This is a genomic window from Candidatus Methylomirabilota bacterium (genome assembly GCA_003104975.1).
GTDB lineage: Bacteria > Methylomirabilota > Methylomirabilia > Methylomirabilales > Methylomirabilaceae > Methylomirabilis.
Window position 1 is genome coordinate 287,812 of sequence record PQAM01000010.1, and the last position, 23,394, is coordinate 311,205.

Consider the following 23,394-nt stretch of genomic DNA (forward strand, 5'->3'; position numbering starts at 1 on the left):
TCGTCAGTTGCGTTGGCGCAACGGCGACCTCCTGACCCGCTTACCCTTGTAGTGGAACGTGTCAACGACGCCTCCGGTGGGATCCTTGAGGAAAGCGGTATCTTCGATCAGGTCCCATACCAGCCCTGCGCAGTAGACGACCAGTTGCCCCCTGCGATCGACGCCATGTGACCCGCTTCCACCGGATACGATCACCGTATAGCCCGGATCGACGCTGACATCGGGGAAGCGGCATTGGTGTCCTCCTTCATTTGACAGCGTATAAGCGTCCAGACTGATTGCGGCGGCGCTCAGGTTGGCGATGCGAACGTAGGAGGGATACGCATCATGCTGAGCCGGATCGGCAGGGCGCACGTTGGTGATTTTCAGATCTCTGGCGCGACCCCTGGCAGACCAGATGCCGGCCTTGCGTTGTTGGGCCTCGGCCTCGAGCCGAAGGAGTAGGGCGTGATGCCTCCGATTCTGTCCGACAAAGAAGGCATGCGCCAGGCCCTCCTGCACCAATCTGGCATTGACCATCTCATCTCCCACATAGACATAGGCCAGCAGCCGATCGCGGCTGTCGGTCTTTTCCTGATCGAACTCGAGTCGAACCTCCCGTCCCATGACCAGCGACTCGTTACGCTGCTTGGCCTTGAGATAGAACGGTTCCTGGTATTCCGGCGTGTTAATGCCCAGATACCGAACCGTCCGGCCATCCTCCAGCAGGATAGTATCCCCATCGAATACCCGCTTGACCCGGACGAGTTCCTCGGTAGCCGTGAACACGGTCGGGGCAGCAACGGTCTCGCCATATGCGCGGTCTTCAACCCTGCTGTTGCAGGCGGCGCAGAACAGCAGCCCGATGAGAATCGGTATTGACACCCAGAGGCGGTACCGGCTCATCCGCCAGGGACCTGAACGATCAATCCAACTCGAAGTACGTCTCATATTCTGTTGTGGTTAAGCAAGAGAAGGTTGATGGCTGATCACCGGGGCTCGGAACTCGATGCTCCAACACAACTCGCTAAGACTCAAGGATTGCCTCGGCGTCGATGGTCACCGTCACATCGTTGCCAACCACCACACCGCCCCGATCGAGCGCGCTGTTCCAGCTCACGCCAAAGTCGTGCCGGTTGATCCGGGCGGTGGCAAGAAACCCGGCGCGAGTCTTCGGTCCCTTGTCCGTACCGTCCTCCCACCATGGCGTCTGCCACTGGCCAAGGTAGCGGACGTGCAGGTCGACGGATCGGGTCACTCCGCGCAGCGTGAGGTCGCCGACCACCACGGCCTCGGTGGCCCCTGTAAGGCGAACCTGGGATCCGCGAAAGGTGATCTCGGGGAAGCGCTCCACGTCGAGGAAGTCGGGACCCTTGAGGTGGGTATCGCGATCAGGCTCACCGCTCCAGAGGCCCCGCGCATCGATGACGGCATCGACGCGAGACAAGGCGGGCGCCTCGGGGTCGAACTCCAGTGTGCCGTGTACGTGCTTGAAGTGACCCCGGACGTACGTGACCATCATGTGCCGTACGCAGAACTCGGCGGCGGTATGTCCCGGTTCGAATATCCAGCGACTCATCGATCACCTCCCTGTCCCGGATCTCACCGTCCCATAGTCGCTATGCCTACTTAGATGTCTGCCCAACGACCAGGCTCAGCAGCCGGCGGGGCTGGAGAGCCGTTGAACCCCGAAAACCCGTCATGCCCCGCCGGTCTGCTGCAGCGACTGGTTGGCCCCCGCCTCGTCCGGAGAAGTTGCCTCGCCCTCCCGCGCTTGGGCCTGCTCTGCAAGCTGTTCACCGTCAGTCGCCGAACGTGGCGGAGGAGGCAGCAGGATCTCGATGGCGAGAGGGGAGCCAAAGAGCTCGTCCCGGATGCGATCCCGCTCGCAGTCGATTTGCTCCCCACTCGCGCCCAGCCGGCGCATGATGAACTCAGTCATCGCCAGCGCCACTTCCCCTTCACCGGCGAAGACCGCGTCCGCACCGTGGCGGCGCAAGGCCGAGATTTCCCGGAGGTAGTGGCAGCGCGCGAAGACGCGAATCCGCGGGTTGACCTCCCGGACCAAACGGATCGCCTCCTCGCTGCCGCGCATACCGGCCGAGCTGAGGATGAAGACGATGGCGTCCTGCGCCCCGGCCTCCTTGAGGGTTGCCAGGTGGGTGGCGTCGCCGTACACGGCCCGCACCCCGTCGTCGCGTAGTCGTTGAACAGTGTCCAAATTCAACTCTATGACTATCGGCTCGATCTCGTTCTCCCGGAGCAGCCGGACCAGCGTACGGCCGACCGGGCCATAACCGACGACGATGGCCTGGCCATTGCATGCGACGGTGGAAGCGGGCTCGCCCGCGGGCTGCTCTGGCGACTCCACCCTGGGCGGTACACTGAGCCAACGCCACAGACGGGGGTGATGTTTGGCGCGCGCCTCCAGTGCGTCGATCAGCCGATACAGAATCGGGTTGAGGCTGATCGAAACGATCGCGGCGGCGATGAGCGCGCTCGTCGCCTGTTCCGGCAGGATTTCAAGCGCCCGGCCGAGCGTGGCTAGGATGAAGGAAAACTCGCCGATTTGCGCCAGGGCCACCGCCACAGCCAGGCCGACCCGGAGGGGATAACGCAAGAGCACGACGATCGCCAGGGCCGCGAGGGGCTTGCCCAGGAGAATGATGGCCAGGGTTGCGGCGACCAGCCGCGGTGCTTCCACCAGGAACGCGGGGTTGAAGAGCATCCCCACCGAAACGAAGAAGAGGACGGCGAACGCGTCGCGCATGGGCAGCGCCTCCGACGCGGCGCGCGAGCTGAAGTCCGTCCGGCCGACGACCATCCCGGCCAAGAAGGCCCCCAGCGCCATCGACACGCCGAACAGCTTGGTGGCGCCCACGGCGATGCCCAGCGCCAGGACCAGGACGGTCAACGTGAACAACTCGCGCGAGCGCGTCGCCGCGACCCGCGCGAGCAGCCAGAGGAGGAGCCGCCCGCTGGCGAAAATGACGAACGCCACCAGGAGGCCGATCTGCACAACGGACCAGACCAGGGCCACGGCAATGCCGCCCGCCCCAGCCCCGGCCCCGAAGACGACCGGCAGCAGAACCAGCACGAGGACGGTGAACAGGTCCTCGACAACCAGCCAGCCGACAGCGATGTGACCGGTCGGGGTGTGCAAGTCATTGTTATCCGCCAGGACCCGCAGCAGGACCACGGTGCTGGCGACCGAGATCGCCAACCCAAACACAAGGCCCCCCGACCAACCCCAGCCGAAGGCCAGGCCAACCAACCAGCCCAGGAGCGTCGCCACAGCACTCTGGCCCAGGGCACCTGGCACGGCCACCTTGCGCACCGCCAGCAGGTCGTGGAAGTGGAAGTGGAGGCCGACGCCGAACATCAGGAGGATGACCCCGATCTCGGCGAGTTGGTCCGCAAGTTCCCGGTTGGCGACAAATCCGGGCGTGCTCGGCCCGACCGCAATGCCGGCCAACAGGTAGCCGACGATCGGGGACAGCCCGAGCCGATGGGTCAGGTAGCCCAGGATCAGGGCGGCCGCCAAGCCACCCGTCAGCGTCAGAATCAGGTCCAGGTTGTGCATGCGTCCATGTTACACGGACGACCCCAGCATTGCAACCAGAGGGGGCTAACTATCATGCAAATGGTGAGCATCACTGGAAATCTCGGCTGGCGGTGGTGGCGAGAACCGGGCGTGGTCAGGAGGTGACCGGTGACCTGAATCCGGGAGTGTTAGTGCGCCCTGGCAGTGACCGCGTCACTCAGCAAGATGGCCTGAGCGATCTCGGCCATCGATCGTCGCGTGTTCATGCTGGTCTTCTGGATCCGTGCAAACGCCTGCTGTTCGGAGATCCGCTCGCGTTCCATCAGGATCCCCTTGGCGCGTTCGATCAACTTTCGGTCCTCAAGGTTTCGCCTCAGGTCGGCGTTCTCTTGTCTAAGGGTTTTGAACTCCTCGAATCGGGAGACGGCCAATTCGATAGCCGGCAGCAACTCCTCTTCGCGAAGCGGCTTCAGCAGATAGGCCATCACGCCAACCTCTTTGGCGCGCCGAACCAACCCTTGGTCGAGGTGGCTACTCAGCATAAGGATTGGCAGGGGGAGGGTCTCCAGGATATGAGCAGCCACCGTCAGGCCGTCCATGTCCGGGAGACCCACCGCCAGGAACAGCACATCAGGCCTCAGCGTGCGGGCCAGATGCAGGGCCTCAGCCCCGCTCGCTCCTTCTCCAACCACCTCAAACCCGAGCCGTCTGAGCGCGCTGCCGAGAGCGGCCCGTGATTTGGGACTATCGTCAACGATTGCTACAGTTTTTCGCATGGCACCAGGGAGCAAACGCGCTGTGTCGGTTATTGGTGTGCCGGCACCCTCTTTGGCACAGCCGCCGGGCTCATCTGATAACCGGGTGGTGGAACCGGTCCAGGCACGCCAACCGAATGGGTGACCACTTGAAAGTCCGGATAAGCCAGCATCCCGTGCTCGCCGTAGTCGAGCCCTTCCAGTTCCTCCTCTGGACTCACGCGCATCCCCATGACCATCTTGATGACGGCCCAGGCCGCCAGCGAGATCGTAAAGGTGAACAGGCCGACGCCAAGAACTCCGATCGCCTGGGCCTTGAGTAACGTCAAACCGCCCCCGAAGAACAGCCCGTCGCCGGTCGTCTTGGGCATGATGCTGTCCTGGGCGAACAGGCCGACGAACAGGGTCCCCATGATACCGCAGGCCAGGTGGACCGAGGTGGCGCCGACGGGATCGTCGATCTTGAGCCGATCGAACATCAGGACGGCCCCGACGACCACGACCCCTGCAATAAGACCGATGATGACCGAGCTGCCGACGCTCACAAACGCGCATGGGGCTGTGATGGCGACGAGCCCTGCCAGACATCCGTTCAAGGTCATCGAGAGATCGGGCTTGCCCATCAGGAGCCACGCGGCGAGGGTGGCGCTGAAGGCCGCCGCCGCCGCCGCGCTATTGGTGGTGACGGCGATGCGGGAGATATCGTTCCAGGAGGCTGCCATCGTGCTACCCGGATTGAAGCCGAACCACCCGAACCAGAGGACGAAGGCGCCGATCGTTGCGGCCGTCATGCTGTGGCCGGGTATCGGATTGACCTTACCGTCCTTTGTGTACTTTCCGATTCTGGGACCCAGCATCAAAATACCGGCTAGCGCCGCCCAGCCCCCCACCGAGTGGACGACGGTCGAGCCGGCGAAGTCCCACATGCCGAGCTTCTGGAGCCACCCGCCGCCCCAGATCCAGTGGCCGATCACAGGGTAGACGACCCCCACCATGACGAAGGTGAAGACGATGAAGGCATGGAACTTGATCCGTTCGGCGACCGCGCCGGACACGATGGTAGCCGCCGTCCCGGCGAACACGAGCTGAAAGAAGAATTTGGTCCAGATCGGGACGCCGGTCCAGTTGATGGCGCTATAGACCCCCTGGTAGGCGTCGCCCATGGCTGGACTATTGTCGGCCCCGCCCACGAACCAGAGTCCCTTCAGGCCCACGAAGGCATTGCCGTCACCAAACATGAGTCCCCATCCAAGGATGTAAAAGGCCAATGATGAGATCGCGAAGACGATGAAGTTTTTCGACAGGATATTGACGGTATTCTTGGCTCGGCAGAGCCCGGATTCGACCATGCTGAATCCAAGGTTCATAAAGAAGACCAGGAATGCCGCAATCATAACCCAGAGGGTATCCACCGCGATTTTATAATCCTTGATGGCGTCAGCCATCTCCTTGGTGAAAGTGACAGTCTCGGCGACGGCGGTCGTCGCCGGAGCCGGCGCCGCCTCCTGGGCCCAGAGGGTCGTCGCGAAGCCAAGGAACAGCAGGGCCATGAAGGCCAGGATCAGAATCCCTTGTCGTTGCAATGGTGTGAGCATCGTTGCCTCCTTACTTGTTCAGGGCGCGTCCACACGCCGCTGTGGGATACGGGCGGCTGTCTCACCCTCGAGACCGCCGCCGTTGCCCGTTACACTTAGAACTGGTAGATCAGCTCGCCTTGAACCGTATTTTGCGATTTGACCTTTCCGTTGCCTTTGTCCCTGTCAAATATCTCTTGGCCGTGCCTCGCCTGGTCATGGCGATACTCAACGCTGGCGAAGAGGTGATCGAACAACTTGTATCGGCCGGTCAGTGTCGTGCCCCAGACCTCCAGTTTTTCACCCGGTGTTGCGCCAGGGAGTCGGAAGCCGTCCTGATCCTTGAAGTACTCGCCCCGTACACCCACCGAGAGTCGGTCAGTAATGTCATAGATGGCGTAGGCTGCTATTGCGTGCCAGACCGCCGTATCGCCGTCATCGAAGAAGGCTTCCTCCTGCCTGCCGTAGTCGTAGTTCAGTGTGAGGGTGAGCGGCGTGAACGGCTTATAGGTGGCGATCAGATCGATCAGGCCTCGCTTGGGACCATTGCGATTGACGTCACGAGCGGGGTCGAACGCATTGGAGACCGTCTCAGCCCCCCATGACCCGCCGAGGGTGAGGGTGAAATCCTTCAGGAAGGGGGGAGTGACGGTGGCTGCGCCATGAAACGACTTGCCTCTGTTATTATCATCCGTATTGTCCCAGCCGTTCACAATCCCCACGGTTGTTGAAAGCCAGTCGGTAAAGGGGTAGGTCGCCATGAGGCCGGTATGGGTGAGCGGTATGGCCCAGGAGAACGCCATTGAACGGGAGATGTTGAAATTGCCCGTTCGCCGGATCACCTCGGCGCCGTGCAGGGTCACGAACTTTCCGCCCTTAAGGTCCAGGCCCCTGCCGATGGGTGCCTTGTAGGTCACATAGGCCTGGGTCAGATCGAACGGCTGGTCGGTTTCGCCCAGCCCTAATGAGTGAATCTTCTTGGCATCCCGTCCAAGGATTACGTCAACCCCAAAGCCGATGGGTGAAGCCTCGCTGGTCGGTTTTTCAACATAAAACTCAGCCTGGTTAATATCGAACTGATTGGCCTTGTCGTCGAAGAATCTGATGACGTTGTTCTGCGATTTCGGATCCCTGAAGTTGTAGTTATAGGAGACGGCAACATGCCCGCCGAACTGCCAGTCCTTCATGGTGTTCAAAATCGGGGTCGTCTTGAGAGCGTCCTCCAGATTCTTGATCCGATCTCCCAGACTGTGAGCGGCTTCCCCTGGTGCGGCGGCTGCTCCCGGCGCAGACACAGCGGCGACTTCCTTCTTGGCGCCAACCTGATTCTCGAGCTGGTTGAGCCGCTGCCCCAGTCGTTCTACCAGCTCTCTCAACTCCCGGATCTCTCGATCCTTGGCATCCTCAGCCCATGCCGCAGGGGCAGCGATAGCGACGGCAAGGAGGAGTGCCCCACTCATTGCCAGTCCAGTTACCGTGAGTTGTTTCAACTTCATTCTCATGAATCCCTCTCCTCTGTGGGTGTGACTGCTTAGAAAGTCTCCGTTGACCGAGTCGAACCGGTACGCTCGCAAGAAGCGAGCCAGCCTCCGTCCAAAACGAATGACCATCAAGATCGTCGATGACGCGCAGGATCTGTGAGAGGTCACACAGCGTAAAACCAATGAGTTACACTGTTAGTGGTGAAGTTGAATCGTGATATGAGCTTTGGGGGAAATGGTACATAATGAAAACGTGTTGATTATCTTGTGGGCAGGGCAACGAGGGTGATGCTTAAGAGACGTGCGGGACAAAAGACAGGGGGTAGGGTGGAGGATGTGGGGTGCAGGTGTTGGGGTTTAGGGCGGGGTGAGCAGGGACTCGACCAGCCTTCGAGAAGCCCTGCTGGTCCAGTCGCGATAGCCGATCTCCTTGGCGCGAATGATCCCTTGACGGTCGATCAGGATCGAGACAGGTAGCCCGATGACCCGGAACTTGCGAAGGACCTTCATATCGGGGTCGAGCAGAATCGGGAAGGTCAGGCGAAGCTCCTTCACGAAGTCACTGATTTCTTGCTTTGCGTCGGCCTCGATGTTGACAGCGAGGATCTCGAACCCTTTGTCCCTGTACTCAGTGTAGATCTGTTGCATCGTCGGCATCTCCAGCCGGCAAGGGGGACACCAGGTCGCCCAGAAGTTAATCAGCACCACCTTCTTCCCGCGAAACTCCGAGAGCCGAACGGTATTCCCTTCGAGAGTTTTGAGCGTAAAGTCAGGCGCGAGGTGACCCTCTTCGGGCCGTACATCAGCCGCCCACAGGTCGGTTCCGCCAGGCATATCAGCGATGACGAGTCCAAGAGTGATGCAGAAGATCGCTATCGGGGACAGCAAGCGGAAGAGATGGCGTCGTATATCTCTATACATTACCTCGTGCCTCGTACGTCACAACAGTGGACGTCATTGCCTAGAAAGTCTCCCGTGTCGGTCATTGCGAGGGAGCGGAGCGACCGAAGCAATCTCATCGTTCTTCGCAGCTCTAAAAACGGTGAGATTGCCACGCTCCCGTTGGTCGCTCGCAATGACGAGACGACCTGTGTCGGTGCTCAACCTACCGGAAAAATCGGCGCAGGTCAAATCCTTGACGCCCTCGTCGCTGTACTGCCTCTAAATAGTTGGTGTCTTGAAGGCGTGCGGGACAGGTCATGGTTCGGGAAGTACTCTACTGTGTGAAAATCTGGTGGTTCAGTGAAGCCGACGCAACACTGGAAAGGTAGCGCAAGTACTTGATTGGATTAATACCCGGACGTCATTCCCGCAGTCCTTAAGCGGGAATCCATTCCGGCTTCAGCGACCTCGCGGGTATTGAACTAGCGCCTATTTGACATTCCCCAGAAACTCTCGTGTCTCAATGTCCGCATCTCGTAGCGCGCCCCTGAGCGTATAACGATCCACTTCCGGATGATAGGGAAACACAATGCGTCGTCCGTCGGGGTGTTCCATCTTGACGTGGCTACCTCTGCGGTCAATCTCTACAAAGCCAAGACGCGTTAAAGCAGCCAGTACTTGTCGGCCAGAGAGGAGGGGCAGCTTCACGAAATCTCAACGACTTCGTGGGTCGTATCCGAGACCGCTTGGCCTGGTGCGGGTTCGAGGAACAATTCGATTGCCTCGCGGATATTGTGTAACGCCTCCTCGCGCGTTTTGCCTTGCGACCAGCAGCTTTTCAAAGCGGGGCAGTGTGCGACGTACTGTCCATCTTCTCCTAATTCGAGTATGACCTTGATGTTCATATCGAGAGTCTATACACGCGATAATAATATGTCAATCGGTAGAACACCGACCTGGCCGGTGTACCAATATTACTGGCTGAACTGGAACGCCTGAACCCCGACGCTGAGTTGGTTTGCGGCCTGCAAGGGATCGCTGCCCGCCACGGCGAGGCCGGCGTAGGTGAAGTACGTCCCGACCGGTTCGGCGCCATTGAACGTATAGGCGAATGGCACGTCAGTCGGGGCCAGCGTCACGTTGGCCGCGAACGGCACCGGGACCGTGTCGAAGACAAAGACGATCGTGTCGCCCGGACCCGGGACGAAGGATAGAAACGTCACCCCGTCGGGCAGCAGGACCCCAAGGTAGATGTCCACCTGCGTCGGTGTAGACCCTGGAATGAGAGTAGCCTCGTAGGTAATCGTCTGGTCCGTGCCGAACGCGGACCCATTAAGCAATACCCCCGCGACGTTGACGCCGAATTCGAACGCGCCGATATCGCACGTGCCGCCCTGCGGCCGGGTGATGCCGCGCTGATCGGTGGAGGGGCAGCCGCTGATAGTGCCGGCGTCAATAGCAGGGCTCCCTGGCAGCAGGGCATGCGTCTGCGTAGGGCCGCCGTTATTCTGTAGCGGACCGAGGAGGGGGTCGGTTACTCCGGGATGGTCGCTGGGTTGGGTAAGCTGACAGGTATTGTCGCTGTCGAGGTTGTGCCCGAAGGAGGGGGGGAGAGCCCAGCTATTACTGCAGTCTGGGCCGACAAGCTGCTTCGCAATAATCGTGTTCTGAAGTGATATGAAGCCGGGGCTCGAAAGAGCGCCAGAGAAGGCGCAGCCGGTTCCGTCGCAGCTCGTCGTATTCCCGCTCAGCGTGACGTTCGTGAGCTTCACGGCGCCTTCGTTGTATAGGCCGGCGCCATCGGCACCGCAGGATAAGGTGCCCCCGCTGGCGGTACAGCTCGCGGTATTCCCGCTCAGCGTGACGTTCGTGAGCGTCGTGATACCCTCGATGCCAACGTTGTCGAGGCCACCGCCTATAGCGATGCAGCCGAAGCCGCCCCCGCTGGCGGTACAGCTTACCGTATTCCCGCTCAGCGTGACGTTCGTGAGTGTCATCGAGCCACCACGGAGACCACCGCCGCGCGCCTCGCAGAAGCCGCCCCCGCTGGCTGTGCAGCTTACCGTATTCCCGCTCACGGTGCTGTTCATGAGCGTCAGGCCGCCGCTACCAAGGCCGCCGCCCAGGGCAATGCAGCCGAAGCCGCTCCCGCTGGCAGTGCAGTTCACTGTGCCGCCGGTAATCCTCACCCCGGTGATCGTCACCGGTGCAAAGAAGGAAAGAGCCTCGATGACGCGCGCGTTCGCCCCTGTAGCGTCCAGGATCGTGCTCCCAGCCCCCGCACCGGTCAGCGTCAGTGCCTTGTTGATGGTGAGCGGGAAGGTCTCGCCAAGGGCAAGGTTGTAGGTCCCTGCTGCGACCGAGATCGTGTCGCCCGCGACCGCTTGGGTGAGGGCGTGCGTGATCGTTTTGCAGGGAGAGTCCGATGAGAGGCAGGTGTTGCCGCTGTCGTTTCCTGACGTCGCAACGAAACGAGTCGCGGCGAACGCTGCGCCGCCGACCAGAAGTAGCCAGGCGGTCAACAGACCGGCCAGCAACCGACGGCTCAGAGAAGAGCATGGAATGAGCGCAGTGCAGGATCGCATATCGCTATCCTCCTTCCGGTGGGACTTGGTGGTCCGGTTCGGGGAGGCGAGGTCGGTCGGCGATGATAAGACACGCCCTCGATCACTCCCGTTGTCATCATGCTAGGGCAGCGGTCCGAAGACGATCATATTGTTAGTCTTATCAGTTTCCGTGATGACGTTCGTGAAATCGAGGATGGCGAGGACAAACTTCCCTGTGGCGGTGGTGCCAATTGGCAGGGCGACGCTCAGCCTTTTACCCTGCGTCTGGCCTGCGCGGAGCGCGCCCACAGCGACCTGCCTCAGGAAGGTCTCCGGGGTGATCCCGTCACTGGAGAGGAAAAAGCGGAGGAAGGAGGCGCGTGGTACCCTGACGGTGCCCTGGTTCATGACGTTGACTCGCCCTGCAAGCCTGCACCGCTGCAGGCCTCGTGGTGTCGTCCGGCAGATCTGGCTGAGGCTATTCCACGCGCCGGTGAGGTCGGGGAAGGGTGTCCCTTCGTAGCGGGCCAGGGCGAAGTTGGGGGTCCCGAAGTTGGCGTTTGCGACCCCTGCTGCCACCAGCTTGCCATCGGGCTGCAGGACGAGGGCGGAGGCTTCATCGAAGCTCCCGAAGAAATCGGTGGTCACTATGCCGCCTACGCCGAAGGTGCCATCCAGTGACCCGTCGGGGTTGTAGCGGGCCAAGCCGAAGTCTGTAAAAAGACCAACAACGGCTAAGCTGGCCGCCACCAGCTTGCCATCGGGCTGCAGGACGAGGGCGGAGGCCCCACCATTGCCAACGCCGGTCGTCACCTTGCCGGTGCCGTTGAAGCTCGTATCCAAGCTCCCGTCGGGGTTGTAGCGGGCCAGGGCGGAGTTGCCATCCGAAACGCCTGCCGCTACCAGCTTACCGTCGGGCTGGATCACGAGGGCGCGGGCGTCGTCGTTACCGAAGAGGCCGCCGAAGTCAGTGGTCACCTTGCCGCCGGTGCCGAAGGTCGTATCCAGGCTCCCATCGGCATTGTAGCGGGCTAGGGCGAAGTCGGGGGTCCCGAAGTTGGCGTCTGCGACCCCCGCCGCCACCAGCTTCCCATCCGGCTGCAGGACGAGGGCGCGAGCTCCGGTCTGAAAGGAGCCGCCGAAGTCAGTGGTCACCGTGCCAGGGACACTGCCCGCGGGGTTAAGGCTGGTATCCAGGCTCCCATCGGGGTTGTAACGGGCCAGGGCGAAACAGGAAGAAAAAGGAGAACACGACGACAATCCCGCCGCCACCAGCTTGCCATCCTGCTGCAGGACGAGGGCACTCGGCACGCCACCTGTGCCGCCGAAGTCGGTGGTCACCGTGCCGCCAGTTCCGAAACTCAGATCCAGGGTGCCATCCGGCATATAGCGAGCCAGGGCGAAGTCGATAAAGAAACCAACAAGTGTAGAACTCGCCGCCACCAATTTACCGTCGGGCTGCAGGACGAGGGCGACGGTTCTTCCGCAGCAGCCGCCGAAGAAGGTGGTGACTACCTTCCCGCCGGTGCCGAACGAGGTATCCAAGCTTCCATCAGGGTTATAGCGGGCTAGGGCGAAGTTGTGGTTCGAAGTTCCCGTCGCTACCAGCTTGCCATCAGGCTGCCGGACAAGGGCGAAGGCGATATTAGGGGCAAGGGGATCTCCACCGAATTCGGTGGTGACCTTGCCGCCAGTGCCGAAGGTGGGGTCGAGATCTCCGGGGGCCGCGAAGACGGTGCTGGCGATAAGGAGCAGCCACGCGGCCAGCAGGCCGGACAGCCGCCGGCGGGTCAGGAAAGAACGCGGAATGAATACGGCGAGGGCTTGCATAGATCCATCCTCCTAAGTCAGGAAACCGCTGGTCCGGTCTGCTCGGAGTTCCGGACTGCGACGTCGCGACAGGCCCTCTTAGTCAGATGGGATCTGCCGCGGCCCGCGCTATAGATAAAAAATTCCTGCTGCAATATAGGTACGGGGGGGGGGGGAAATGAAAAAACAATTTNNCCCCCCCCCCCCCCCCACCCCCCCCCCCCCCCCCCCCCCCCCCCCCCCCCCCTCTCAATACGCTTTTTGGCGTAGGCAAAAATCTGTGGCGGCAGCGAGACCCGCCGAACGAGGTGAAAAGAACCCCCACTTGGGGCGCGACTATTCGCCGGCGCTATGTCTCAGCGATACGCTGCCGCAGTCGGGTGAGTCGAGCCCCTCTCGCCCCTGGTAGACGCGCCGAGATGGAGCTTGACACACGTACGGCCATAGCGTACAGTATGCCATGCACATCGGGACATTTCGGCACAGGGGTCTCAAGCGCCTGTACGAGGATGACGACGGCAGCCTATTGCCCGCTGGGTCTGTAAGAAAACTCAAGGCGATACTCGCCGCGCTGCAGTTCGCTGACAATCTGTCGCAAGTGCAAACCGTGCCGGGATGGAAATTACACCCGCTGAGAGGCGGTCGCAAAGGTCAATACAGCATCACCGTTACCGGCAACTGGCGCGTGACCTTTACATTCAAAGGTAATGTGGTCACGGACCTGAACTTTGAGGACTACCATTAGGAGGATTGAGTGATGGCTATGAAGAACCCGCCCCATCCCGGCGAAATCATCCGTGAGGACGTGCTGGGCGCGCTGAGCCTCTCCATCACCAAGGCAGCGGAGATCCTTGGTGTGCGCCGGGCTACGCTGTCTGATGTCGCCAATGGCAAGGCGGCTGTCTCGGCTAACATGGCGCTGAGATTGGAAAAGGCGTTCGGCGTCAACATGGATTTATTGCTTAACATGCAGGCCGGATACGATGCGGCTCAGGCCCGTATGCACAGCGCCCGCGTAAAGGTGAAGCGCTTTCACCCTATCGGCACGAGGGCTTGATTTCATCCTCTCCGGCAGGTCGCAGGGCTACCTACTGGCGTAGGGACGCAGCTTCATACGACGGCCGGCATGGTACGATCATTATGTATAATCTTTAGCGAGAAAGGTTAAACCATGGCGACGGTGAAGATCCTGGCGAAAGGCCAGGTTGTCATTCCGGCCAAGCTCCGAAAAAAGTACCACATGACCACGGGGTCCGAATTGGAGGTCTTCGAATACGGCGGTGTCATCCATTTGATCCCACCCGTTGCGGATCCGATCGCGGCGGCTATGGGGTGTCTGCCAAAAACGCCGTCGCTCGCCAAGCGGCTCTTGCAGGAGCGAAAAAAGGACCTTGTGTGACCGGTGGCCTCAGCAAGGTCAACCACCTCGCCCGCATCCAATGGATTTGAACCGAGCCGCTGTCCGCTACGCGTGTCATTGCGAGAGCGGAGCAATGATTGACCTGTGCTGTGTGTCCTCCTACAATAAGACCGAGGATCCGAAACATCCCCCGTTTCGTTATATCAGGTGACCATGTCATCGGAGCAGTTGAAAGCGATTCCCTATTTCCAGGACCTTGATGCGCGGGCGTTGGAGGGTATCCGCGCCAACGCCTTCGAGGTGCAGTTAGAGAAAGGGCAGGTGCTGTTTACGGAGGGGGAGCCGGCTCAGGCGATGTACGTGGTTCGTTCCGGCAAGGTGAAGATCTTCAAGCTTTCGCCTGATGGGCGCGAGCAGGTCCTTCGGATTGCGGAGGCCGGGGATTGCTTCAACGAGGTCCCGATCTTCGACGATGGACCGAACCCCGCCAATGCCCAGGCGGTGGAGCCGACGGCCCTCTGGGGTATCCGGCGCGAGGGGATGCGGCGGCTGGTCGAGGCGCACCCGGCGATCGCGATCGGTTTTCTGAAGGCGTTTGCCGGGAAACTCCGCTACTTTACCCGCAAGGTGGAGGATCTTTCGTTTCGCAGCGTAACCAGCCGCGTGGCCAAGCATCTGCTGGAGATGGCCGAGGATGACGGCAAAGGCGGTCTGCGTCTGAAGCAGCAGTCCACGCAACAGGAGATGGCGTCGGTTGTGGGAACGGCCCGCGAGATGATCGGCCGGGCCTTTAAGGCCCTGGAAAAGGAGGGCGCCATTACGTTTGATCGCCACGGGGTTGTGATCGTGAGCCGGGCTGCCCTGATCCGTATGCTCTGATCTTGCCTTATTCTTCCCATAGGCTACAGGCTATAGGCTGTAGACTGTGAGACTAAAGTCGCAGACATCCCAGAATCTCTCCCCTATACTACACTCGACGCTGAGTAGTGCTTCATTGCGAAAGTTAGCGCACATATACCGTCATACCCGCGAAAGCGGGTATCCAGTAAAAACATGGATTCCCGCTGAAGGACTGCGGGAATGACGTCATGGGTATATTGCAATCAAGTGGCAGGTAACCCGAGAAAAAGGAGGTAATCGATGATGAACGAGAGCAGTTGTCACGGCGAGGGTGCGTCGATGCCGGAGGCGATTCGAAACGTACCCGATGATCGCCGCGTGACCCTGGATGTGCGCGATCAGGTACGGGCGGGACAAGAGCCGTTTCAACGGATCATGCAGACCGTTATGTCGCTTCGAGATGACCAGGTCTTTACGCTGTACAATATCTTTGAGCCGATCCCGCTGTATGGTGTCATGGCGCAGCGGGGCTTCGCCCACTGGACGCAGAAACGCGGTCCGGAAGACTGGTGCATCACGTTCTATCGGACGGATGCCTGTTCGGCAGCCGCGCCGGCGCCTGCTGCCGCGTCAAGACCCGCACCGCCGACCGGGGATGCCATCGTCGTCGACGCCCGCGGTCTGGAGCCGCCGCAGCCGATGGCGAAGATCTTGGAGAATCTCCCGCGGATTACCGCGGGCGGGCAGATCCTGGCGATGACCGACCGACGGCCGATGCTGCTCTATCCGAAGCTTGAGGAGCGGGGTTTCAGCTTCTCCACCGAAGAGACGACGAATGGTTGGTTCGAGACCCGTATCTGGAAGTAGCGCCGCCCCGGCCCGCCAGCCGTCCCTCTGGGTGCCGCTGCGTTACTTCGTGACGGCGCAGGCGGCCTTTGTGGGCGCCCTGCTGTGGGCGCCGTGGCAGGTCGACAACCTGCTGGACTTCTACTATCAGGGCAATGTCCTGGCCCTCACCCATCTGCTGACGCTCGGGTGGATCACGATGACGATCATGGGGGCGTCGTTCCAACTGGTCCCGGTGGCCCTGGAGACCACGCTGTGGAGCGAGCGTCTGGCCTGCTGGCAGTATTGGATCATGCTGATCGGCGTCACGCTGATGGTCAGCCATTTCTGGATGGGCCACCATCACGGCGTCGCGATCGGCGCGGGCCTGGTGCTGATTGCTGTCACACTCTTTGTGATCAATATGGGGCGGACAATGTGGCAGCTCCCACGCTGGGACATCATCGGGCGACATGTGGCGGCCGCGCTGGTCTACCTGGCCTCGACCGTGATCATGGGAAATCTGATGGCGCTCGACAAGATGTTCGATTTCCTGGGAGGCCAGGTTCTGCGGACCATTCACGCCCACGCCCACTTGGCCGGCATCGGGTGGGCCAGCATGATGATCTTCGGGGCGGGGTATAAACTGATCCCCATGTTCAGCCTGAGCGAGCTGCGCGATGAGCGCCTGCCGTCCCTGCAGTTCTGGCTGTTGAACGTCGGTCTGGTGGGCCTGTATCTGACGCTGCTGCTGCACAGTTCGTTGGCCGTGCTCTTCGCTATTCTGATCGCCGCTGCGGTCGGGCTGTTTCTGCAGACGATGCGCGAGGTCCTGCGGACGCGCCGACGTCCCCGGCTGGATTGGGGGCTGCGGCATTCCCTGAGCGCGTTGGGCACGCTGGTCATGGTGACGGTCCTGGGGGTGTGGCTGAGTACCGGTTGGGTGTCGAGCGACGAGTTCGGCGCGAGGCTGACCTTCGGCTATGGGGCCTTGGCGCTTCTCGGCTGGATTTCGGTCATGATCATTGGTATGATGTACAAGATTATTCCATTCCTGGTCTGGCACCACCGTTATAGCGACCTGGTCGGACTGCGGCCGGTTCCGGCTGCCACCCAGCTCCTGGGCGAGTCGACGCCGCGGACGGAGTTTTGGTTGCTGTGTGCGGGCATCGTGATGACCGTGGCCGGGGTGATCTTTACATCCTGGCTGCTCCTGCAGGTGGGTACAGTCACATTGGCTATGGCGGGTCTGGCGTTCGCCGTGGCCGTATGTCGGATCTATCGCCACCTGGTCCCTCGCCTGACGCCGCTTCCGGAGGCGCAGACTGTAGGGGCATAAGCAGGGTCGCGGTTCAAAGGCCGGGAGGTCCAAGCCGTAATGGTTCAGCAAAAGGAGGTATGATGACGCAACCGGGAACATCACCGATAACGGAAGAGCAGATCTACACCACGCTCCGGAGGCTGATTGATCCGGAGTTGGGCGTGAATATTGTCGATCTGGGTCTGATCTACGACGTTCAGATGCAAGGGGGCGATATAGGGATCCGGATGACCCTGACCACGCGCGGCTGTCCCATGCACGCCAGCTTCGTCCAGGCGGTCGACCGCGCCCTCCGGGAGATACCGGGTGTCACCGGTGTGACTGTCGAGATCGTCTGGGAACCGGCCTGGAATCCGGACATGATCTCGCCCGAGGGGAAGCGGGCGCTGGCGAACGCCGGACGGGGGGCGCCCGCATGGTAACGCCTCGGTTAACCGAAGATACGATCATCTCAGCGCTTCGGGAGGTCAAGTACCCGGGGATGAGCCGCGACCTCGTCTCCTTCGGCATGATCAAGAATACGCGGGTCGAGGGCGCGGATGTCTACCTCGATCTTCAGATTCCGACCGAGGATACGCAGGTCATCGCTAAGGTGGAGGCCTCGGTCCGTGAAGCACTCGGTCGCATCCCTGGGATCGGTACGCTGTATATCCAGACCGTCCGACGCCAGGCACCCCAGGAGTCGGCACCAGGACCGGCCCCGCTGCCAGGGGTTCGGCGTATCATCGCCGTGGCGTCCGGGAAGGGTGGTGTCGGCAAGAGTACGGTATCCGTCAATCTCGCCCTGGCCCTCGCCCAATCAGGGGCGGTGGTGGGTCTTTTGGACGCCGATATCTACGGACCGAATGTACCGAGGATGCTGGGCGAGGTGGGTCGTCCCAAGGCGCATGAAGGCAAAATTGTCCCGCTCGTACGGTACGGCCTCAACGTGATATCGGTCGGCTATCTGCTGGGCGACCAGTCGCCGATCATCTGGCGCGGTCCCTTGGTGGCCCAGGCCCTGAAACAGCTCCTGCACGAGGTTCACTGGGGTGGGTTGGACGACCGCGCGCTGGACTATCTGATCGTCGATCTGCCCCCTGGAACCGGGGATACCCAGTTAACCCTCGTCCAGTCGGTGCCGTTGACCGGCGGGGTCATCGTAACCACCCCGTCAGTCGTAGCCTTGATGGATGCCGAGAGGGGTCTCAGGATGTTTCGGGAGGCCCGCGTCCCGATCCTGGGGATCGTGGAGAATATGAGCTACTTCATCTGCCCCCACTGTCAGGGCGAAACCGATATCTTCAGCCGCGGCGGCGGACGACAGGTCAGCGAGTCGCTCGGGGTCCCATTCCTGGGGGAGATCCCCTTGAACCCGGCAATCCGGGAGGGCGGGGATCATGGCGCCCCCATCGTCGTGGCGATGCCGGAGTCGGCTGAGGCGCAGATCTTCCGCGCTGTCGCGGAGAAGGTGCGTCTGGCGGCCGAGACGGCCGCCGAGGCGATGCCTCAGATGACCATCCGCTAACAACCAACAACGCTCTGTTTCATTGAAGGAGGAAGTCACTATGTCGGGGAACTATGCCGCAACCGTCGATGCCCGCGTCCTGCCGATTCCGCAGAAGCATCCGACCATCTTTCGCGTGTTTGACGAACTGGCGGTCGGGGATACGATGCTCCTGGTCAACGACCACGATCCGAAGCCGCTGTACTACACCTTTGCCGCCGAACGGACCGGAGAGTTCGAGTGGCGCTATCTGGAGGCCGGTCCGGACGTATGGCAGGTGGCCATCCGCCGGGTAGCCGCCGCTGCCGGTACGCATGCACCAGCCGAGGGAATGGGCTGCGGCGGGCACCATATGCACGAGCATCATGCACACCATGGACACGAACATCACGGACACCAGCATGCCCATACCGGCTCGCCGACCCAGACCCTCAAGGACGAACATACCCTGATCCTCCAGGCATTGGATGGATTGGAGCGAAAGCTGATTGCGCTGGAGGCCGGCGCGGCGCCGGATCGGACCTACTTCGAGAAGGCGGTCAAGTTTATCCGGACGTTCGCCGATGCGTGCCATCACGGCAAGGAGGAAGACCTGCTGTTCAAGACTATGGTGAACCGCGGCTTTCCGTTGCAGGGCGGACCGATTGCGGTGATGCTGTCGGAGCACGAGGCGGGGCGCACCTACATCCGTGACATGGCCGATGCCGCCGCGGCGCTTGGGACCGATCCGGCTGCCGCACAGAAGGTGATCCGGAACGGGCGGGCCTATATCCAGATGCTGCGGCCCCACATCGATAAAGAGAACATGATCCTGTACGCCATGGCGGACAATATGCTGAGCGCGGATGACCAGGCGCACTTGAGTGAGGAGTTTGAGCGCTTTGAGAACGAGAAGATCGGCGCGGATGTCCACAACTCCATGATGGCGTTACTGGACGAGTTGAAGCCGGGCGGCCACTCCTGCATGTAGGCGGCTAGCGATCCCCCCACGGCAGACGCCGTCGCTCTCTATCAACGCCTGCTGTAGAACTCAGAAACCTCCGAAAGGCGACGCGGGTCACATCGTCTCGTGACCCGCGTCGCGATCGTTTTCTCACCTTCAACTTCCTTGTGAACTACTCGACGCCTTCTGTAAGCACGTCCTGCCGTACCCGCACAAGTTCCGGGAGAGCCCCGTCGTAAAGCCTGGTCGAATCACCTCGCCTGCCTGAAATGGTGTAAGTATGTCACCACTGCCACTCATGGGCGCTATACGGTCTATCGGGATTGCTGATAAGCGGGTGAAGCGCATCCTCCAGCGTTCGCGTGAGATGGCGACCAAGAACGCTGAGCACCTCTAGGCCTGCACGCGCATCCCTGAAACTCCGGGGTCTTGGGATGCTATCAACAGGGAACGGTCGGTGGTAAGATGAGAGGCGAGGAGGAACAATATGATGGGTAAGCAGATCACTGTCTACAGTCAAGCTGGGTGAGGGTCCTGTCACCAGGAGAAAGAGTTTCTTTCTCATAACGGTATCGCCTTCGTGGATAAGAATATTCAGGAAGACCCGGCAGCGCTGGAGGAGTTGCTGAAGCTCGGCTATCGGGCGACACCCGTCACGGTGATCGATGGCGAAGTCGTTGTCGGTTTCGACCGCGGGAAGCTCGAACGGCTGCTCGGGCTTAGTTAAGGCTATTGCGGTACGGTCTCGGAGGTGGAATGGTCGAGGTTCATTGTAGCGGATGCGGGCAGGAGATCGAGCTTCCGCCGCAGACGCGCTCAAGCGACATCATCGCCTGTCCTAACTGAGCGGGCCTCTCGCTCCGGGTGAGCGAGCACAGGGGCAAGTGGTCAGCCGTGGTGCTCAAGACGGCGAGTTGTGCCGTGGGAGATGAATTGCTTGTGCTTCCCGATGACGTGCAGCCTGGTGACACCATCGAGTGCCACGGGATCACGCAACGGGTGACCTATGCCTACGGCGCTTATGCGCTGGAGAAGATATGAGGTGTGAAAGACATGCGGGTATCGGATGTGAAGTCCGGCTTTTTTGGAATGGCGTCTGCGACGATCGCCTCGCTCTGCTGTCTCCTGCCGCTTGCGGTTATTGTCCTGGGGCTGGGGAGCGGCGCCTTCATGATGACCACCATGCGGTACCGGGCCATCTTTATCCCAGCGGGGATCATCGGGGTGGCCATCGGCTGGACCTTTTACCTTCGTGAGCGCAAGCGCTGCAATGCGCTGAGTTGCAGGATGTCAGGTGGACGATTGAACCTGGCGCTCCTCCTGCTTGCAACCGTTATTGTAGCCGGAGCCGTTGCACTGGATCAACTCCCGAACTTCACCGCCGACCTGTTGATGCGCGCCACATCCGGCACCTCAGATACGACGCCAGCGTCTGTTTCCACCGCCGATCACCCGGTCATGGGACACGAAGGAGATATGAAATGAGCACACTGCTTCCGTGTAATCGCCGATCTTTCCTCGTCTGGGGGCTTGGCGTATCGTTCCTCCTCGTTTTGAGGCAAGGACTGGCCGCAGAAACTGCCGTCGTTCACCTGCGAATTGACGGTATGACGTGAGGGGCCTGACCCCTCGTGGTCAAGAAGGCCCTGGAAGGGCTGAAGGGCGTTACACGCGCCGAGGTAAGTTTCAAGGACAAGCTCGCGCGCGTGACGTATGAACAGGGCGCCGTGACCATCGAGCAGATGATCGAGGCGGTAAAGCGCGCGGGTTTTGGGGCGACGCCCCAGTAGATCCACCTACATCAGGCCAGCTCAAGAAGGGAGCTGACCAGAGCTCCGACTGCAAGGTCACCGCTTCTGCACGCGGTTTCCCACCCCTGGCCTGATGGAACACCTTGACAACTCGTTGGAGCAGCGGGAGAATCACTCTACTTCTTGGACGTTTTACGACCCCGCTTTGCAAAGTAGGAAAAGCGATACCCTACAGGTATGGGGAGGACGATACGGTGAAGATCGAGATCGAGCGTGAGAACGACGGTCGCTGGATCGCCGAGGTGCCCGATCTGCCGGGGGTCATGGTCTATGCGGAAACGCGTGAAGATGCGCTCGTTAAAGTTCAATCCCTTGCCCTCCGAGTGATCGCTGATCGACTTGACCACGGCGAAACCATTCCGGAACTCCATGAACTCTTCGCGGTCCCTGCATGACCGAGTGGCCTTCAGCCAAAGCCCGGCAGGTACTCTCCGCCCTCTTGCGGCTCGGTTGGACCATGAAGCGTGAGGCCAAAGGCTCCCACCACGTGCTCTCTCGCCCAGGCTGGCCAGATTTTGTCTTCGCATTCCACGATCGGGACGAAATCGGACCGCGCATGCTCAGCCGAATCGCCAAGCGAACCGGATTGAAGCCGGAAGATCTATAGATCAATAACTGTAATAATACCCGTACCGTCATTCCCGCGGTCCTTAAGCGGGAATCCATTGATTTTACTGGATACCCGCTCCCCGCTTCAAGCCTGCGGGGACAAGCTTCGCGGGCATGACGGCTTATATGCGCTAACTTTCGCAATGAAGCACTAGCTTACCGTAACCCTCTTAGAACACCCCCCGGAACCCCCAGATCACGATCACGTCAGGCTTGAGGCCGAAGGACCGGTCGAGGCCTCGGCTGATGGGGACCTCCACCGCCGCCTCGACCACCCACTGTGGACCAAGAAAATACTGGAAGCCCGGCGCCAGGAAGAACTCGGTCCCACCGGACTCCGACACGGTAGCACCCCTGACCGCATCCTTCGTCGCCGTAGTCCCCACCAGCTCCAGGCTTAGGTTAAACTGGGAGAGGTCCCGAATCGGCCAGTCCGGAAAGAGCTGATATTGGACGGCGAGGTTGTAAGAGACCGTATCCCCCGCCTGAAACCCTTGCGCCTCGCTATTTACCTTGCCCAACGCCCCGAGGTACAGTCCCCACCGCCGGCTAATCGAACCCAGATTGAGCCCCACCAGGCCATCGACCGAGCCTGACCCCGGCTGCAAGGCAGGCGGAAGCCGCCCCTGGCTATCGCGCCGCCCGCTGTCGCCGGTCGGAAGCTTCAGACCGCCCAACAGCGTGGCCTCGAAGATTCCATGAGGCCGGTCCTGCCGGAAGAACCGGTAGAGGCCGAAGAGCCGCATATCCCCGGCTCCCTCAGCGCCACGCCGGCGGCCATCCTCCAGCGTGAGATGTTTTGAGACATACGGGAAACTCAGCGCCACGTTGAGATCGCGTCGAGGGGAATAGAGCGCCAAGACCGGGGCCTCCCAGATGGTGAGGTGGTTACCTCCTTCACTCAGACGGGTGTACACCCCGAGCCCACGCACGGCTGTCCCAAGGGAAAACAGCGTGGTAGGCCCGACACCGACAATCGGATCGGCCAAGCTCGGGTCCGGCCCTAACACCCAGCACGCAGCAACCAATCCGAGAACGCTGAACCACCGCCCTCTGGTATGGTGCAGCATTTGAACCCCTTACCTCTCTTTCCGTTTTCCGTTTGCCGTTTCTGCTATGGGACCTCAAACCGCTCAACCTGGGCCCTGTTCTTCTCCTGCGGGATCATCCCGACGATAGCTACGCGCTTGCCGTCCTGCCCAGTGGCCTTCCGCAGCGCCTCGAGCTGCTCATCGGCCACAAGCGCGATAAGCTGATCCGTTCCCTCGACCTTGAAGAAGGAAGTGCCGTCTCTGGTGGTGAGCCGGCCTATTGCCTCGAACCGGATCCAGGTCGGTGTAAACCCTGCATCCACAACGAGCTGCCTGAGCCTCTCCACCTCGACTGGCTGGCCTTCCTTCAGCTTCATTTCTGCCTGCGCCAACTTCAGGCTGACCTTTACCGTGTCCACGCCATCCAGGCGTGTGAGGGCCTTTCGGACCCCATAGGCTCAGGTGGCTCAGACCATCCCGTCGACACCCATCTGAACCTGCCTGATCTCGGCCAAGGCCAACGCGGGACACGCTAAGGCCAGGACCACAGCCAATCCGATCACAGCGGAGACCTGCGTTATTCGCTTTCCCATACCGC

The 23,394-nt window shown here is 61.0% G+C and carries 28 protein-coding genes; 14 read left to right on the forward strand and 14 right to left on the reverse strand.

Annotated elements, in window-relative coordinates; genetic code table 11:
* Positions 1–3: 3 nt before the first annotated feature.
* The 12 genes from C3F12_08240 to C3F12_08295 form a co-directional block, all read right to left on the reverse strand.
* Positions 4–930, reverse strand: coding sequence for a hypothetical protein (locus C3F12_08240; GenBank protein ID PWB46044.1), 927 nt, complete (start codon positions 928–930; stop codon positions 4–6).
* A gap of 76 nt (positions 931–1,006) precedes the next feature.
* Positions 1,007–1,558, reverse strand: a complete 552-nt coding sequence (locus C3F12_08245; GenBank protein PWB46045.1) for a polyisoprenoid-binding protein — start codon at positions 1,556–1,558, stop codon at positions 1,007–1,009.
* Positions 1,559–1,678: 120 nt separating this feature from the next.
* On the reverse strand, positions 1,679–3,562 hold the full coding sequence (locus C3F12_08250; protein ID PWB46046.1) for a sodium:proton exchanger: 1,884 nt from the start codon (positions 3,560–3,562) through the stop codon (positions 1,679–1,681).
* Positions 3,563–3,711: 149 nt separating this feature from the next.
* Positions 3,712–4,299, reverse strand: a complete 588-nt coding sequence (locus tag C3F12_08255; GenBank protein ID PWB46047.1) for a response regulator — start codon at positions 4,297–4,299, stop codon at positions 3,712–3,714.
* 29 nt (positions 4,300–4,328) lie between these two features.
* Positions 4,329–5,873, reverse strand: a complete 1,545-nt coding sequence (locus tag C3F12_08260; GenBank protein ID PWB46048.1) for an ammonia permease — start codon at positions 5,871–5,873, stop codon at positions 4,329–4,331.
* Between the two features lie 95 nt (positions 5,874–5,968).
* Complete coding sequence (locus C3F12_08265; protein ID PWB46049.1) at positions 5,969–7,462, reverse strand: hypothetical protein; 1,494 nt, start codon at positions 7,460–7,462, stop codon at positions 5,969–5,971.
* A 228-nt stretch (positions 7,463–7,690) separates the two neighbouring features.
* A complete protein-coding gene (locus tag C3F12_08270; GenBank protein ID PWB46050.1) occupies positions 7,691–8,254 on the reverse strand; it encodes a thiol-disulfide oxidoreductase in 564 nt (187 codons plus the stop codon).
* Positions 8,255–8,704: 450 nt separating this feature from the next.
* The gene (locus C3F12_08275) at positions 8,705–8,923 is read right to left on the reverse strand and encodes a hypothetical protein (protein PWB46051.1); all 219 of its coding nucleotides are present in this window, start codon (positions 8,921–8,923) and stop codon (positions 8,705–8,707) included.
* A complete protein-coding gene (locus C3F12_08280; protein PWB46052.1) occupies positions 8,920–9,120 on the reverse strand; it encodes a HicB family protein in 201 nt (66 codons plus the stop codon). Before C3F12_08280 ends, C3F12_08275 begins: the two co-directional genes overlap by 4 nt.
* A 69-nt stretch (positions 9,121–9,189) precedes the next feature.
* Entirely contained in the window at positions 9,190–10,800 is a 1,611-nt protein-coding gene (locus C3F12_08285) for a hypothetical protein (protein ID PWB46053.1), read from the reverse strand.
* 102 nt (positions 10,801–10,902) lie between these two features.
* The gene (locus C3F12_08290; GenBank protein ID PWB46054.1) at positions 10,903–12,591 is read right to left on the reverse strand and encodes a hypothetical protein; all 1,689 of its coding nucleotides are present in this window, start codon (positions 12,589–12,591) and stop codon (positions 10,903–10,905) included.
* A gap of 82 nt (positions 12,592–12,673) precedes the next feature.
* Positions 12,674–12,895, reverse strand: coding sequence for a hypothetical protein (locus C3F12_08295; GenBank protein PWB46055.1), 222 nt, complete (start codon positions 12,893–12,895; stop codon positions 12,674–12,676).
* Between the two features lie 135 nt (positions 12,896–13,030).
* Between C3F12_08295 and C3F12_08300 the strand changes: the two genes are divergently transcribed.
* From C3F12_08300 to C3F12_08365, 14 genes are all read left to right on the forward strand, one after another.
* Complete coding sequence (locus tag C3F12_08300; GenBank protein ID PWB46056.1) at positions 13,031–13,315, forward strand: plasmid maintenance system killer; 285 nt, start codon at positions 13,031–13,033, stop codon at positions 13,313–13,315.
* 12 nt (positions 13,316–13,327) lie between these two features.
* Entirely contained in the window at positions 13,328–13,627 is a 300-nt protein-coding gene (gene higA / locus C3F12_08305; protein PWB46057.1) for an addiction module antidote protein, HigA family, read from the forward strand.
* Positions 13,628–13,741: 114 nt separating this feature from the next.
* On the forward strand, positions 13,742–13,969 hold the full coding sequence (locus C3F12_08310) for an AbrB family transcriptional regulator (protein PWB46058.1): 228 nt from the start codon (positions 13,742–13,744) through the stop codon (positions 13,967–13,969).
* Between the two features lie 174 nt (positions 13,970–14,143).
* Positions 14,144–14,809: a Crp/Fnr family transcriptional regulator gene (locus C3F12_08315; protein ID PWB46059.1), complete on the forward strand. Its 666-nt coding sequence runs from the start codon at positions 14,144–14,146 to the stop codon at positions 14,807–14,809.
* A gap of 261 nt (positions 14,810–15,070) precedes the next feature.
* Complete coding sequence (locus C3F12_08320) at positions 15,071–15,637, forward strand: universal stress protein (GenBank protein PWB46060.1); 567 nt, start codon at positions 15,071–15,073, stop codon at positions 15,635–15,637.
* 31 nt (positions 15,638–15,668) lie between these two features.
* The gene (locus C3F12_08325; GenBank protein ID PWB46061.1) at positions 15,669–16,934 is read left to right on the forward strand and encodes a hypothetical protein; all 1,266 of its coding nucleotides are present in this window, start codon (positions 15,669–15,671) and stop codon (positions 16,932–16,934) included.
* A gap of 62 nt (positions 16,935–16,996) precedes the next feature.
* Complete coding sequence (locus C3F12_08330; GenBank protein PWB46402.1) at positions 16,997–17,338, forward strand: aromatic ring hydroxylase; 342 nt, start codon at positions 16,997–16,999, stop codon at positions 17,336–17,338.
* Complete coding sequence (locus C3F12_08335; protein ID PWB46062.1) at positions 17,332–18,423, forward strand: chromosome partitioning protein; 1,092 nt, start codon at positions 17,332–17,334, stop codon at positions 18,421–18,423. The genes C3F12_08330 and C3F12_08335 overlap by 7 nt, the downstream gene beginning before the upstream one ends.
* A gap of 40 nt (positions 18,424–18,463) precedes the next feature.
* The gene (locus tag C3F12_08340) at positions 18,464–19,372 is read left to right on the forward strand and encodes a hypothetical protein (GenBank protein PWB46063.1); all 909 of its coding nucleotides are present in this window, start codon (positions 18,464–18,466) and stop codon (positions 19,370–19,372) included.
* Between the two features lie 463 nt (positions 19,373–19,835).
* Positions 19,836–20,072: a glutaredoxin family protein gene (locus C3F12_08345; protein ID PWB46403.1), complete on the forward strand. Its 237-nt coding sequence runs from the start codon at positions 19,836–19,838 to the stop codon at positions 20,070–20,072.
* Between the two features lie 326 nt (positions 20,073–20,398).
* Positions 20,399–20,830, forward strand: coding sequence for a hypothetical protein (locus tag C3F12_08350; protein ID PWB46064.1), 432 nt, complete (start codon positions 20,399–20,401; stop codon positions 20,828–20,830).
* 146 nt (positions 20,831–20,976) lie between these two features.
* Positions 20,977–21,135: a hypothetical protein gene (locus C3F12_08355; protein ID PWB46065.1), complete on the forward strand. Its 159-nt coding sequence runs from the start codon at positions 20,977–20,979 to the stop codon at positions 21,133–21,135.
* A 215-nt stretch (positions 21,136–21,350) separates the two neighbouring features.
* Complete coding sequence (locus C3F12_08360) at positions 21,351–21,551, forward strand: HicB family protein (GenBank protein ID PWB46066.1); 201 nt, start codon at positions 21,351–21,353, stop codon at positions 21,549–21,551.
* Positions 21,548–21,763, forward strand: coding sequence for a hypothetical protein (locus C3F12_08365; GenBank protein PWB46067.1), 216 nt, complete (start codon positions 21,548–21,550; stop codon positions 21,761–21,763). The genes C3F12_08360 and C3F12_08365 overlap by 4 nt, the downstream gene beginning before the upstream one ends.
* A gap of 172 nt (positions 21,764–21,935) precedes the next feature.
* Here C3F12_08365 and C3F12_08370 read toward each other — a convergent pair whose 3' ends face one another.
* Both C3F12_08370 and C3F12_08375 read right to left on the reverse strand, forming a co-directional pair.
* Positions 21,936–22,835, reverse strand: coding sequence for a hypothetical protein (locus tag C3F12_08370; protein ID PWB46068.1), 900 nt, complete (start codon positions 22,833–22,835; stop codon positions 21,936–21,938).
* Between the two features lie 44 nt (positions 22,836–22,879).
* On the reverse strand, positions 22,880–23,215 hold the full coding sequence (locus tag C3F12_08375) for a hypothetical protein (GenBank protein PWB46069.1): 336 nt from the start codon (positions 23,213–23,215) through the stop codon (positions 22,880–22,882).
* Positions 23,216–23,394: the final 179 nt, after the last annotated feature.

What these genes read in the sequence shown, in the direction of transcription:
- C3F12_08240 (PWB46044.1), bottom strand. Translation starts at nt 930, where the DNA reads ATGAGACGTACTTCGAGTTGGATTGATCGTTCAGGTCCCTGGCGGATG.
- C3F12_08245 (PWB46045.1), bottom strand. Translation starts at nt 1,558, where the DNA reads ATGAGTCGCTGGATATTCGAACCGGGACATACCGCCGCCGAGTTCTGC.
- C3F12_08250 (PWB46046.1), bottom strand. Translation starts at nt 3,562, where the DNA reads ATGCACAACCTGGACCTGATTCTGACGCTGACGGGTGGCTTGGCGGCC.
- C3F12_08255 (PWB46047.1), bottom strand. Translation starts at nt 4,299, where the DNA reads ATGCGAAAAACTGTAGCAATCGTTGACGATAGTCCCAAATCACGGGCC.
- C3F12_08260 (PWB46048.1), bottom strand. Translation starts at nt 5,873, where the DNA reads ATGCTCACACCATTGCAACGACAAGGGATTCTGATCCTGGCCTTCATG.
- C3F12_08265 (PWB46049.1), bottom strand. Translation starts at nt 7,462, where the DNA reads ATGGTCATTCGTTTTGGACGGAGGCTGGCTCGCTTCTTGCGAGCGTAC.
- C3F12_08270 (PWB46050.1), bottom strand. Translation starts at nt 8,254, where the DNA reads ATGTATAGAGATATACGACGCCATCTCTTCCGCTTGCTGTCCCCGATA.
- C3F12_08280 (PWB46052.1), bottom strand. Translation starts at nt 9,120, where the DNA reads ATGAACATCAAGGTCATACTCGAATTAGGAGAAGATGGACAGTACGTC.
- C3F12_08285 (PWB46053.1), bottom strand. Translation starts at nt 10,800, where the DNA reads ATGCGATCCTGCACTGCGCTCATTCCATGCTCTTCTCTGAGCCGTCGG.
- C3F12_08290 (PWB46054.1), bottom strand. Translation starts at nt 12,591, where the DNA reads ATGCAAGCCCTCGCCGTATTCATTCCGCGTTCTTTCCTGACCCGCCGG.
- C3F12_08300 (PWB46056.1), top strand. Translation starts at nt 13,031, where the DNA reads ATGCACATCGGGACATTTCGGCACAGGGGTCTCAAGCGCCTGTACGAG.
- higA (PWB46057.1), top strand. Translation starts at nt 13,328, where the DNA reads ATGGCTATGAAGAACCCGCCCCATCCCGGCGAAATCATCCGTGAGGAC.
- C3F12_08310 (PWB46058.1), top strand. Translation starts at nt 13,742, where the DNA reads ATGGCGACGGTGAAGATCCTGGCGAAAGGCCAGGTTGTCATTCCGGCC.
- C3F12_08315 (PWB46059.1), top strand. Translation starts at nt 14,144, where the DNA reads ATGTCATCGGAGCAGTTGAAAGCGATTCCCTATTTCCAGGACCTTGAT.
- C3F12_08320 (PWB46060.1), top strand. Translation starts at nt 15,071, where the DNA reads ATGATGAACGAGAGCAGTTGTCACGGCGAGGGTGCGTCGATGCCGGAG.
- C3F12_08330 (PWB46402.1), top strand. Translation starts at nt 16,997, where the DNA reads ATGACGCAACCGGGAACATCACCGATAACGGAAGAGCAGATCTACACC.
- C3F12_08335 (PWB46062.1), top strand. Translation starts at nt 17,332, where the DNA reads ATGGTAACGCCTCGGTTAACCGAAGATACGATCATCTCAGCGCTTCGG.
- C3F12_08340 (PWB46063.1), top strand. Translation starts at nt 18,464, where the DNA reads ATGTCGGGGAACTATGCCGCAACCGTCGATGCCCGCGTCCTGCCGATT.
- C3F12_08350 (PWB46064.1), top strand. Translation starts at nt 20,399, where the DNA reads ATGCGGGTATCGGATGTGAAGTCCGGCTTTTTTGGAATGGCGTCTGCG.
- C3F12_08365 (PWB46067.1), top strand. Translation starts at nt 21,548, where the DNA reads ATGACCGAGTGGCCTTCAGCCAAAGCCCGGCAGGTACTCTCCGCCCTC.
- C3F12_08370 (PWB46068.1), bottom strand. Translation starts at nt 22,835, where the DNA reads ATGCTGCACCATACCAGAGGGCGGTGGTTCAGCGTTCTCGGATTGGTT.